Below are 12,775 nucleotides of genomic sequence, written 5' to 3'. Positions count from 1 at the left end.
AGCTAAATTTTAGCGGTTCCGGTCTTTTTTTCAATTATTTCATTCACTTATTCCTTTTCTTATCCAGAACTCAGGTTATATTTACGCCAATTGCTCACCTTGTATTTCTGCTTGGGAATCGTCCAACTTTTTTGTTTGGATATTTATAAAACCTCACTTAAAACCCTGACCGTAAGGTCAGGGATGAAGTAGACCCTGAATCGTGCCATAAAATGGCAGGGTGAAGTTAAGAAAACAAAGCCATTGCGTCTATTGCTGTGAGTATCACCTTGTACTATCCACGAAGTACCGACGTAAGATATTTAACGAAGGAATATATGCGTATATGGTGGAAAATCTGAAGGAGTTGACTGATCACTATCCAGAAATTGATGTTCTCGAAATTAATCAGGATGTGGATCATATACACTTATTGTTGAGTATTCCGCCGAAGATGAGCGTAGGAAAGGTGGTAGGGATAATCAAAGCGAATACGAGCCGAAGACTCAAAGCAAAATTTCCGTTTTTAAAAGAGGTTTACTGGGGTACGGACGGAATTTGGTCCGATGGATATTTTGTTTCTACGGTTGGAATTAATGAACAGATTATCCAGAAATACATACAGCATCAAAGACGGGAGGATTCAGGGCAAGCGCAGCTTGTACTCGACCTCTAGGTCGACATAATACCACGGGCGTAAGCCCGTGGTTGTTTACTTGCCATATGAGGCGCCCTCTGCCTGAAAATCGTGGGGTGTTGATTCTAATATAGACAGCAAAAATTACATAGATTGTTCATATTTTAGTTAGGCAACAAAGCGATCGAACAGTATCGGAGAATGTTGATAGAATAAACAAGAAAGAAATAGAAGAGCTATTTTTGAACAAAAAATAACCGTTTGAGCGAAAAGGAACTGTTTGTGCAAATAAATAACAAAAAGGACGTTATTGCTTGTCATTCTGCTGCTGATGATTTGGAGGACGTGTATTACGAACCGGATGTCATCGATCAACAAGCCTCGATGAGTGAGAGGGACTGTTTATTAGTTTGTGTAAATCGCGTCAGTCAGAATTATGAATCAGCCATTGTGTTAACTGATTTTTTAATTTTATCAAAAACTACATTGCGTTCAAATTAATTTCCTCTCTTATGAATTTTAAGTTTTATACAAAATCCGCCAGGCGATCTTCAAACATAAGGGCAAAACGATTCATGGCGGCACCCCAGTCTCGAATCGGCATGGTCCATTTTTTGGCTATATTTTTTAACCCTAAATAGAGTTGTTTTAAAGCGGCATCGTCCGACGGAAAAACTCGTTTATTTTTAATAACTTTTCGGATACTCATGTTCAGTGATTCAATAGCGTTAGTGGTATAAATCACCCTCCGAATTTCTGCCGGATAAGCAAAAAATGGCACAATGCGCTCCCAATGAGTCAACCAACTTTTGGCAATCGAGGGAAATTCAGCATCCCATTTCTCAGAGAAACTCGTCAGCGCCAATTCTGCTTCTTCAACCGTACTGGCCGAATAAATAGCTTTTAAGTCAGCGGCCACTTCTTTTTTCTTTTTCCAACCCACATAGCGCAATGAATTCCGCACCATGTGTACAATGCAAAGCTGTACTTGAGTGTTAGGATACACAGCGCCAATCGCATCAGGAAAGCCCGTTAGCCCGTCAACGCAACAAATCAGGATATCTTCTAGGCCTCGATTTTTTAACTCCGTTAATACATTCAACCAGAATTTAGCGCCCTCATTTTGGCTAATCCAAATACCTAGCAATTCTTTTTGCCCATCGATATTAATTCCTAAAGCCAAATACAATGCCTTATTGATAACCTTTTTATCTTGCTGCACTTTAATCACTAAAGCGTCCAAATACACAATCGGATACACCTTGTCCAACGGACGACTTTGCCAAGCCTTCACTTCTTCAATCACTTCGTTGGTTACTGTAGAAATGAGACTCGAACAAATAGTTGTGCCATACAAATCTTTCAACTGATCTTGAATATCACGGGTAGTCATACCCCGTGCATAAAGACTCATAATTTTGTCATCCAAATCATCAAAGCGGGTTTGATGTTTTGGAATCAATTGCGGTACAAACTCATTGTTACGATCACGAGGAACCTCAATGGTCATCTCGCCATCTGTTGTTTTGATCGTTTTTTGGCTGTGCCCATTGCGGGAATTACCACTATTGTTGCCAGACACTTCGTGTTTTGCATAACCCAGCGCGTCCGTCAGCTCCCCTTCCAGAATACGCTCCGTCAGTGCCTTTTTTAACTCCTTTAACAAACCAGTATCACCGAAAATATCAGATGCGGTCTTGGTATGTTTGAGAAAATATTCCACAACCTGTGGATCTAATTTATTGGTTTTCATTGCCATAGTCAAAGACTCCGTATAATTTTAACGACCTTTCCCTGACTATCGCATTTACACAATCTTATTTACAGACCCGAGTGAGAGTACGCGTCTGGCGTACTATTCTGATCTTCAGGACTTCCTGACAAAAACGGGGAGGGCACTGCCAACGGATGTTGAATGGGTGTTGCAGTATCTCGACACCTGTACCGATCAGGTGAATCCTCGTACTTTGCGACGACGACTCAGGGCTTTGTTGCCTAACCTCACGGCTTTGTCTGTGTCGCAAAATTTAGGCGCAACGATAACTCGCCGGCATTCCTAGCCGTGTCATTTTATTTAACACACCACAACCGATCATTGATTCGATTTTTTGCCGTACAAAATCTCGAGCATGTAACGTACTACCCAATATTCTTTTGTAGCGTTGAATCGCCAACTCTGAATAATTCCGATAACCGTATTGTCTTATTCGTTGCCAAGCCATTCGGCCCAATGCTTTTAGTTGCTTAACATTACCATTACGTTGTGTATGATTATTTTTATCATAAACAGCATCACTATCAGGCGGCATTATTATAGCGGCTCCTTTAAAGTAATTTGATAATATTTCATAAACAGGATTCTTATCGTAGGCACCATCGGCGCTGACATGGCCCACTTTGCAAGTAAGTTGCTTTGATAACGTTGCAACGCTTTGGCAATCCGCCGTAAAGCGATCCGTTAAATCATTACCATAAATAATATGTTTATTATCAACGGCTATATGCAATTTACGCCAACTCCGTTTGGCTGATAATGTATATGTTTCCTGATGCCATTCACCTCTGCCAAACCGTTTTAACCCAGTGGAGTCAAGGGCGATAGCCACAACGCTTTTATCTGCCGATTCCGTTTTCCTGTAACGAGGCGACTGAATAGTTAAAAGCGCTAACCGTTTTGACAAGCAACTGTAATCCGGTGATTTTATATTAAGGGCTTTCATCTTGAAAATTGAATTCATAAACCCTTGACATTGCCTCAACGCTAAACGAAAAACTTGCCGAATTTCATGGCACGTAATGATCGCAAGATCCGTGAACTTTTGGGGTGCGCCTTTGCCATCATACACACGATCTTTTTCATACCAAGCGTGTCGCGATGCTCGTGATAGATTATTGCCATCCCTGTCAATAATCGACTCGCAATACGCGACAACTTAAATAGCCGCGGACGTCCTCGTCGCCCGCGCTCCGCGACCTCACGGCTCGACTACGCACGGGCTCTCAAATGACTTGACGGCTCGTAAAGATTTTTTGCAGTCGCTTACGCTCGGCAAAAAATCCGAGCCTACCGCGGAATACGCGCCTTCGCTTCGCTCTCCATGGCGCGCATCGATCGTCCAGCCTTTTTTGTTTGGATATTTATTTGGCATATGAACCGCCTTCTGCTTGAAAATCCTGGGGTGCTGATTATAATATAGACAGCAAAAATTACATAGATTGTTCATGTTTTAGTTAGGCAACAAAGCCCCTTCACCTTCTAATGCGAGTGTGAACCCAGTGACCGTCTCTTTCATTAAAATATCTATTTCTTTAGATGCTTCAGATTTAGAAACTTTTTTTAATGTAGACAACAAAATTTCATTTAATTTCTCCTTTTCTTGTTCTTGGTTTTCCGCAGTCGTTTTTAAAAGGATGAGTAGCGTGACGATATTTATAGTGCTCGCACTGGAGTCGCCGCAAACCTCCTCAATACACTCAGATTGACTATTAAGCGGTTGCGCTGCAATTTCAATAAATTCTTTGTATTTAGAGCTATTATGCTCAGTGTTAAGTAGTAACGTAATCTGTTTTTTGAAGTCAACACACCTGGTTTTCTGGTCAATTAAACCCGCATTTCGCCAAGAACTGAGCAATTTAGGCAAAAGGATAACCATTTATTTTTCTCCGGGTCTTTAAAAATTCAGGCACGCTATTACTCGGCATGTCATAGGCTCTGCTTTAAAAAGTTTTTGCGACAGGAACATTCAGAGTTTTATAAAGACTAGTATCTTTACAGAAAATCATTAACCCTTTCTGAAAAAACATCAAACGACAGGGTATCTTTCTGTAAAAAAATTAACTTATGCTTATTTTTTGAATAATCTCCGATAATGTCCCCTTATCGTAAAAAAGATAAAAAATGATCAGTTGGTAATTTTTGGTCAAAAATAAAGGCAAAATTTTAAGATAAATTTAATAGTTGTCTGATAAGATAATGACAATCTGTAAATTAACAAAATTAAGTTAAGGCTAATTTGGCTATGAGCGCTTTTTTTACGGTCCCAAAACCACAATATGGTGGTGAGAGTGAGCTTTTAGAAAGAGAGAAAAAAGATGACACTTCCGGTAAAATCACCCTAAAAGATTGGGTTCGAAATGCATCTAATGCGTGTGAGGCACGAGTTTTTGTTATGAGCGGGACATCGCCTAACACGTTAACAACAGCGATAAATGAGTCCGATCTCAATGCCTACATGAGGGATGATGACGGAGAGAGGATTCCATTGCTCTCCGATGCAGATCAATACATCAAGCAATTATTAGAAAAACACGGCCTTGAGAACCACCGAATCTATAAATATATAAGGATGTTTGCCAACATAAATGGATTTTTACCCGCCGGCCAAATTGTAATGAGTCAGGTCAAGAACTCAGGCGAACAAAGCCCAATTCACACGGAAAATCCGAAATACACGTTTTTCGTTAAGGACAAAACTACTGTACAGTACACAGAGGAGAGTGATATTGTTTTAAATCCTACTCATGAATATGGTAAAGGTGAAACAATTGCCAAGCTGAAAGTAGTATCTATTATTTCTTCAAACGATCAAAAAATCCACCATATTTTGGATTCTGCTTCTTTAACGGCATATCCCGGAAAAGAGCCCCAGTGTATTAAGTGCTTTGGAGATAACAGATCAGTAATGGTAAAACTTATTCATAAGTTAAAAGAAATGTTCATGGCGTTTGTTGCTTTATTTACAAAGAGAAGCTCGTGTGAACAGGACTACAATGGTTTTAATGATGTGGCCTCAAATGCGGCGAGTTGTCGCAGGTAATTTGGGTGTAAAACTCTCGACTTGATCTGACAGTTGAGATTTATCGGACATATTTTCTGTCCGATAAATCGGATTCTAATTACTCCTCTACTAATTGCGTATGGTGATTACTGTGCGCCTTATTCAATTCATCTGCCGACACGCTTGGAATAGTTTTACATAGTTTAACCTCAGTTCTGGATAACTGCGTATAAATTATTCTTTATATTGTTGGTTTTTATTCCTGGTTTGTTTGGTCGCCAAGAATAGGCAATTAGCGCTGCAAGGGTATTGACTAAAAAATTAATCGGACTACGATGAGGCTTTGTTGCCTAACCTCACGGCTTTGTCTGTGTCGCAAAATTTAGGCGCAACGATAACTCGCCGGCATTCCTAGCCGTGTCATTTTATTTAACACACCACAACCGATCATTGATTCGATTTTTTGCCGTACAAAATCTCGAGCATGTAACGTACTACCCAATATTCTTTTGTAGCGTTGAATCGCCAACTCTGAATAATTCCGATAACCGTATTGTCTTATTCGTTGCCAAGCCATTCGGCCCAATGCTTTTAGTTGCTTAACATTACCATTACGTTGTGTATGATTATTTTTATCATAAACAGCATCACTATCAGGCGGCATTATTATAGCGGCTCCTTTAAAGTAATTTGATAATATTTCATAAACAGGATTCTTATCGTAGGCACCATCGGCGCTGACATGGCCCACTTTGCAAGTAAGTTGCTTTGATAACGTTGCAACGCTTTGGCAATCCGCCGTAAAGCGATCCGTTAAATCATTACCATGAATAATATGTTTATTATCAACGGCTATATGCAATTTACGCCAACTCCGTTTGGCTGATAATGTATATGTTTCCTGATGCCATTCACCTCTGCCAAACCGTTTTAACCCAGTGGAGTCAAGGGCGATAGCCACAACGCTTTTATCTGCCGATTCCGTTTTCCTGTAACGAGGCGACTGAATAGTTAAAAGCGCTAACCGTTTTGACAAGCAACTGTAATCCGGTGATTTTATATTAAGGGCTTTCATCTTGAAAATTGAATTCATAAACCCTTGACATTGCCTCAACGCTAAACGAAAAACTTGCCGAATTTCATGGCACGTAATGATCGCAAGATCCGTGAACTTTTGGGGTGCGCCTTTGCCATCATACACACGATCTTTTTCATACCACGAATGAATAATATCATCGGATATCCAGATTTCAATATTGGCACGATTGCGTAATGCATTATTATATTCACGCCAATTGCTCACCTTGTATTTCTGCTTGGGAATCGTCCAGCCTTTTTTGTTTGGATATTTATTTGGCATATGAACCGCCTTCTGCTTGAAAACCCTGGGGTGCTGATTATAATATAGACAGCAAAAATTACATAGATTGTTCATGTTTTAGTTAGGCAACAAAGCCTTGGAAAGATGAGATTTAGCGATTTAATTGCAAAAACCCTAAGGTATTTTCAAGAATTTTTCAGATACTTATATATTTACTGTATATATTTTAACCAGTTTAGTCTTGATTCTAGCGCCGTTTACCCTTAAGATCCGTCGAATGCGTAGAAAGATCCTTACAATCGGCCTCGCAATAGCGACGGTCTGCCTCATCGGGGTCAGCAGTGTGGCAACGCCATCGACGACTCAACGCACGTGGCATATCAGTGACCTTTTCTCCAGTCACCGAAATCTCTGGACTGTCATCAGCCGCAAGTTTCAACTCGATCATGAGTACACTCACAATTATTATGTTAGAAAACAAATTCGCTGGTTCCTTACACAGCAGTATTACATGTACGAACTCACCAGAAACGCACAACCCTATATTTATTACGTGCTCCAGCAAACAGAAAAGCGAGGCATGCCTGCAGAAATTGCATTAATGCCGATGATCGAAAGTAATTACAATCCATTCGAATATTCTAACAGGGGTGCCGTCGGTCTTTGGCAATTGATGCCAGGCACTGCCTCAGGATTCGGACTTAAAATTAATTGGTGGTATGACGGTCGTCGCGATTTAGTTGCCTCTACCAATGCAGCACTAAATTATCTTCACTATCTTCACGATTATTTTCACAGTTGGTTACTCGCTATTGCTGCTTACGATTCAGGCGAAGGCACCGTGATAAATGCCATTCGTTATAATCGTCGTCACCATCGACCCACAGATTTCTGGTCTTTACCGCTTCCTTACGAAACAAAAATATATGTACCAAAGTTATTGGCACTCGCTGATATTATCAAGAACCACAGTAGTTATGGCATTCGTCTCATCCCTGTTGAAAACGAACCGTATTTCACGACTGTCCATGTTAAAACTCAAATGAATATGTCGCACTTAGCCAAGTTAGCGGAAACCTCTACTAAAACTATTCGAAAATTAAATGCTGGCTTTCGTCGATGGACAACCTCACCCGATCGCCCTTATAACATATTAGTGCCGATTGATAAGGCAAAGGTTTTTGAAAATAATCTGGCCCTCGCAGTCAAACAGCAACCAGCTCATGATTCTCAATGGGTTTATCACCGCGTTCAATCCGGCGAGTCACTCAGCGTTATTGCAAGCCATTACAACACGAGTATTAGTGCATTACGTCGAATTAATAAATTACGCACCAATGTCCTTCAAATCGGGGAAGACTTACTGATCCCTGTTGCTGAAGCGGATCCGATGCCAACCCAACGCGTTCATAGTCGTAAAATTTCAGAAGATGGTATTCCAGGACCTAAGCGCGAACTCCACACCGTTAAACAGGGCGAAACGATTTCATCCATTGCGCATCTTTATCATGTCAAACCAACACAGATTTATTTCTGGAATAAATTTAATAGACACATGAAACTTCACGTCGGCCAGCAATTAGTTATTTGGCATAAAACCTACCATCATCCGCATGACTCAAGTGGTGGTTTTTATCATCGTGTCAGACAAGGTGAGTCTTTAGGTTTGCTTGCACATCGCTATCATACGACTGTTTCTCACATCCGCCGTGTGAATCATTTGGATAGCAATGTAATTCGAATCGGTCAGCGTTTATATATTTCCTAAAAAAAAGCAGGTCATCCCCCCAGCAAAAGCTTGTCAGAGATGACCCACCTAGGAGACAAATGACATCAACCGACACCAATTCGTCATTTATCCCCTTAAACGCTTTTCTTCTTGAAGACATCATAGTCTTGTTTTGTTAACCTCATATAACTATTTATGATTTAAATGTAACAACATTGTTACACTTTAATTGGGAGAGTTTATGCTGGGGAAAATTCTGGATGGGCGTGCATGCAGTCAAAATGTCAAAGATAAAGTGGCTAAGGCCATCCAACAACGCCGGCAACAAGGCTTATCCATTCCCGGTTTAGCTGTCATATTGGTCGGCGATGATCCGGCATCAGCAACTTATGTGAGCCATAAGGAGCGCGCTTGTCAGGAAGTTGGTATTCGCTCCAAAGTCTATCGATTATCCAATGAGGCCTCTCAACAAATGTTGGAAGATCTCATCGATGAATGTAATAACGACCCTAATACACACGGCATACTGCTGCAGTTACCACTACCCAAGCCTATTGAATCTGCAACGCTGCTCGAACGCATTCGACCCAATAAAGATGTCGATGGTTTCCATCCTTACAACTTAGGTCGGTTAGTGCAACGCCGCCCTGCCTTACGCCCCTGCACACCACACGGCGTGATGACGCTGTTAAAGCAAACAGGCGAAGACTTAACGGGTAAATACGCGGTGATTGTCGGTGCCTCTAACATAGTGGGCAGACCCATGGCATTAGAATTGTTGCTGACAAAATGTACGGTGACCATCTGTCATCGCTTCACTCAAAAATTACAAAAACGTGTTGAGGATGCAGATTTATTAATCGTTGCTATTGGCAAACCTGGTGTCGTGAAAGGTGAATGGGTTAAACCCGGCGCAATAGTTGTAGACGTAGGTTTTAGCCGACTCAGTAACGGTAAAATTGTAGGCGATATTGATTATGACACTGCAAAAAAACGCGCCTCGTGGATTACACCGGTTCCCGGCGGCGTTGGTCCAATGACCGTCGCCACTCTATTAGAAAATACGTTACAAGCTGCAGAAGGCTTGGACTAGCAGAGTAAAAAGGCACCCTTTAACTAGAGCGCCTTTTTAACAGGATTCGGCTGTATAAGTAGAAAAAGCTTCTTTTGGGCTCTTATTGCTAAGAGCCCAAAAAAGCATTACGTAACAGGAGGTAACTGCTAAATTGACTGTAAAAGTATTTATTATACTTTAAACAAGTAATTTAGAGTTGCAGTTACACCGTTGACCTGTGGCTTTCTAATATTTGATAATGTAGCACCACCATCAGTAGCAGCAGGTAGAGTAAGTGCGCTGCTACTTTTCGCATTAGCATATAATATAAAATTATAGCCAAGATCGAGGTAAACATTATTCATGAAATAATGTCTCCAGCCCACACCCATTACACCACCACTGAGTGTGTACTTCGAAGAAATAGGTGTGACTTGCCCGGGATGAGTCGTCGCTTCAAGAATATTTTTACCCCACAAAGCGGAGTAACCTAATTCTATATAAGCGGCATTCGTGTCATTGATCAATGCACCTACAACGAATAACGCAGCTAGGTGGGATTGAAGAAAGACTTCCCCTTGATAATTACCTCTTCCATCAAAAGAGCGTTGGTTATCGTACTCCCAAAAGGCTCTAAGTCCGACAAAAGCCCATTGATTAACCTGGAAGGTATAACCAATTTCACCAACAGGGCCAAACTTGTTTGCCTGTAGAAATCCATTATCAAATATTTTATTAGTATTAAATTTTTTATTAGTATTAAATTCTGTAATTCTAGATTCGTATGTATAGGAATTGTATCCAAAACCTAAACCGATATTAAATCCGTTGATTGTAGGAGGTGCCATTTCTGGTCCACCAGCAATGGCGCTGGCAGCCATAGCAACGGCAGTTAAACCTACAGCCACTTTAGCAATTGTTTTCATTTCTAACTCTCCATATTATTTAACGTAATTAAGCTTACTCACTGCAAGCTTATGCTTATCCTAGCTTTTTAACAAGCTATAGATGCAAGCATACTGAGTCAGTTTATAAATGTCAAATATTTATGTTAATAAAATCAGAAAGTAAAATAAAAAAATGATTAGTACCAAACGAAAAATACACTTCACAGCCTGATGAAATAAACACACCAAATCGCTTTGCATAGTAATCGAACCAGAATAATACGACAGAGAATTTATTGTTTAATTTAAAAACAATATTTGATTGATTTATGCGCAATTTAAAGATTTATTGGTTTATTTCCAACAATAACGCATTCAGTCCTTTTATAAATGCTGCAGGATCTTTGAGTTGCTCACCTTCAGCCAATAACGACTGGTTTAATAAAATATCGGCCCATCGAGCAAACCGATCCGGATTTTCCTCATCTTTCACTCGTGCAATTAACGGGTGTTTGGGGTTCAACTCGAGAATCGGTTTGGACTCAATGAATGACTGACCAGCAGCCGAGAGCATTCTTTGCATGTGACCACTTAAATCCTGCTCATCAAAAACAACACATGCAGGGGAATCTGTGAGCCGGTGGGTTAAACGAACATCTTTGACTCCGTCTCCCAACACCTCTTTAAACCGTTTCAAGACATCGTTGAAGTCCTTTTCAGCAGCTTCTTTTTCAGCCTTACTTTCCTGATCAAGCTCACCTAAATCCAAATCACCTTTAGCAATTGATTGCAGCGATTTGCCCTCGAACTCAGTCAGGTGTGCCATTAACCATTCATCCACCCGGTCATGCAACAAGAGAACTTCAATATCCTTTTTACGAAATACTTCTAATAAAGGACTATTTTTCGCTGCAGCAAAGGTATCGGCTATAACATAATAAATCTTATCCTGGTCCTCCTTCATGCGACTCACGTAATCTAAAAAAGCAACCTCTTGCAGGTCACTATCGGTATGGGTCGATGAAAAACGTAATAATCTCGCAATGCGATCTTTATTCGCAAAGTCCTCCGCAGGACCTTCTTTTAATACTTGTCCGAACTCTTTCCAAAATATTTTGTATTTCTCTACCTCCTTCATTGCCAAGTCTTCGAGCATACTTAGCACACGCTTCACACAACCAGCCTTAATTTTTTCGATGGTATGATTCGATTGCAATAATTCGCGAGAAATATTCAACGGTAAATCATTGGAATCAACGATGCCTTTTATAAACCGTAAATACATCGGCATGAAGTGTTCAGCATCATCCATAATAAAAATTCGTTTTACATAAAGTTTTAATCCGCGTTGTTGATCACGATTCCATAAGTCAAAGGGTGCACGCGCAGGCAAATATAACAAACTTATATACTCTAATTTACCCTCCACTTTATTGTGGCTCCATGCCAACGGATCTTCGAAATCATGAGCAATATGTTTATATAATTCTGTATAATCTTCGTCAGTGATTTGACTTTTCGACATAGCCCATAAGGCATTGGCACGGTTTACGGTTTCCTCACCTTCATCTTTTTCACCCATTTTTTTCATCATAATCGGCAGTAAAATATGATCTGAATATTTTCTGATGACGGTACGCAGCCGAATGGGATCTAAAAATTCTTCTTCGTCTTTTTTCAAATGTAAAACAACTTCTGTACCGCGAATCGGTTTTTCAATATTTTTGATGGTATATTCACCTTCGCCATTAGATTCCCAACTCACTCCTTGATCTGAACTCATACCTGCACGACGAGTTCTCACTACAACTTTGTCTGCTATTATAAATGCTGAATAAAATCCAACACCGAACTGACCAATTAATTGTGAATCTTTCGCATTTTCAGCACTCAATGCATCCAAAAAAGCACGCGTTCCCGACTTTGCGATAGTCCCGAGATTTTCGATCACTTCATCACGATTCATACCGATACCATTATCACAAACCGTAATCGTTTTATGTTCTTTATCAATATCAATCCAAATTTTAAGTTCGCCATCATTTTCATAAAGTGCAGAATCTGATAAGGCCTCATATCGCAATTTATCAGCCGCATCTGAGGCATTCGAAATCAACTCGCGAAGGAAGATTTCCTTATTGCTATAAAGTGAATGGGTCACTAAATGGAGGAGCTGTTTCACTTCAGCTTCGAATGATAAAGTTTCAGATTGTGCTTCAGGCATAGTGTGCTCCGAGAGTCAGTCTTTCTTAACCTTGTAAATATGGGTGATTGCCTGAGATTTCAAGCCATTAGCACACGGGCGACAGGTATTTGTTTGTTATTGTTTTTTTTCAGGAAGAGCTAAAGCTACAAAAAAAAACGGGAGGCAAAGCCTCCCGCTAGACCTT

General features: G+C 40.3%; 12 protein-coding genes. 6 read left to right on the top strand and 6 right to left on the bottom strand.

The annotated features are described in order from the left end of the window. Window positions 1-220 precede the first annotated feature (220 nt). Window positions 221-655: an IS200/IS605 family transposase gene (gene tnpA / locus ACJMKR_RS01785; protein ID WP_423063522.1), complete on the top strand. Its 435-nt coding sequence runs from the start codon at window positions 221-223 to the stop codon at window positions 653-655. Between the two features lie 243 nt (window positions 656-898). After that, window positions 899-1,117, top strand: a complete 219-nt coding sequence (locus tag ACJMKR_RS01780; RefSeq protein ID WP_423063521.1) for a hypothetical protein — start codon at window positions 899-901, stop codon at window positions 1,115-1,117. Between the two features lie 25 nt (window positions 1,118-1,142). Here ACJMKR_RS01780 and ACJMKR_RS01775 read toward each other — a convergent pair whose 3' ends face one another. Next, window positions 1,143-2,375, bottom strand: a complete 1,233-nt coding sequence (locus ACJMKR_RS01775) for an IS256 family transposase (RefSeq protein ID WP_423062605.1) — start codon at window positions 2,373-2,375, stop codon at window positions 1,143-1,145. 268 nt (window positions 2,376-2,643) lie between these two features. Beyond that, the gene (locus ACJMKR_RS01770; RefSeq protein ID WP_423064271.1) at window positions 2,644-3,525 is read right to left on the bottom strand and encodes an IS5 family transposase; all 882 of its coding nucleotides are present in this window, start codon (window positions 3,523-3,525) and stop codon (window positions 2,644-2,646) included. A gap of 100 nt (window positions 3,526-3,625) precedes the next feature. Between ACJMKR_RS01770 and ACJMKR_RS01765 the strand changes: the two genes are divergently transcribed. Further along, window positions 3,626-3,769 carry a hypothetical protein gene (locus ACJMKR_RS01765; protein WP_423063520.1) on the top strand — a complete coding sequence of 48 codons (144 nt, stop codon included), beginning with the start codon at window positions 3,626-3,628 and terminating at the stop codon, window positions 3,767-3,769. Between the two features lie 74 nt (window positions 3,770-3,843). On the opposite strand, the gene ACJMKR_RS01760 is transcribed toward ACJMKR_RS01765, so the two are convergent. Next, window positions 3,844-4,269, bottom strand: coding sequence for a hypothetical protein (locus ACJMKR_RS01760; RefSeq protein WP_423063519.1), 426 nt, complete (start codon window positions 4,267-4,269; stop codon window positions 3,844-3,846). A 366-nt stretch (window positions 4,270-4,635) separates the two neighbouring features. On the opposite strand from ACJMKR_RS01760, the gene ACJMKR_RS01755 reads away from it, so the two are divergent. Further along, on the top strand, window positions 4,636-5,433 hold the full coding sequence (locus ACJMKR_RS01755; RefSeq protein WP_423063518.1) for a DUF762 family protein: 798 nt from the start codon (window positions 4,636-4,638) through the stop codon (window positions 5,431-5,433). Window positions 5,434-5,776: 343 nt separating this feature from the next. On the opposite strand, the gene ACJMKR_RS01750 is transcribed toward ACJMKR_RS01755, so the two are convergent. Next, window positions 5,777-6,754 (bottom strand): IS5 family transposase, encoded by a 978-nt coding sequence (locus ACJMKR_RS01750; protein ID WP_423062509.1) that lies wholly within the window; start codon window positions 6,752-6,754, stop codon window positions 5,777-5,779. Window positions 6,755-7,226: 472 nt separating this feature from the next. Here ACJMKR_RS01750 and ACJMKR_RS01745 point away from each other — a divergent pair, with 472 nt between their 5' ends. Together ACJMKR_RS01745 and folD are read left to right on the top strand one after the other, a co-directional pair. Beyond that, window positions 7,227-8,483: a LysM peptidoglycan-binding domain-containing protein gene (locus ACJMKR_RS01745; RefSeq protein WP_423063517.1), complete on the top strand. Its 1,257-nt coding sequence runs from the start codon at window positions 7,227-7,229 to the stop codon at window positions 8,481-8,483. Between the two features lie 202 nt (window positions 8,484-8,685). Then, a complete protein-coding gene (gene folD / locus ACJMKR_RS01740) occupies window positions 8,686-9,537 on the top strand; it encodes a bifunctional methylenetetrahydrofolate dehydrogenase/methenyltetrahydrofolate cyclohydrolase FolD (protein ID WP_423063516.1) in 852 nt (283 codons plus the stop codon). Window positions 9,538-9,689: 152 nt separating this feature from the next. Here the strand turns inward: folD and ACJMKR_RS01735 are convergent, their stop codons facing one another. Further along, on the bottom strand, window positions 9,690-10,424 hold the full coding sequence (locus ACJMKR_RS01735) for an outer membrane protein (RefSeq protein ID WP_423063515.1): 735 nt from the start codon (window positions 10,422-10,424) through the stop codon (window positions 9,690-9,692). A 307-nt stretch (window positions 10,425-10,731) separates the two neighbouring features. Then, window positions 10,732-12,609: a molecular chaperone HtpG gene (gene htpG / locus ACJMKR_RS01730; RefSeq protein ID WP_423063514.1), complete on the bottom strand. Its 1,878-nt coding sequence runs from the start codon at window positions 12,607-12,609 to the stop codon at window positions 10,732-10,734. Between the last annotated feature and the right edge of the window lie 166 nt (window positions 12,610-12,775).

Origin of the sequence: Candidiatus Paracoxiella cheracis, from assembly GCF_049348705.1 — a bacterium.
Lineage (GTDB): Bacteria > Pseudomonadota > Gammaproteobacteria > Coxiellales > Coxiellaceae > Paracoxiella > Paracoxiella cheracis.
This window is presented reverse-complemented; position numbering and strand designations above follow the sequence as displayed.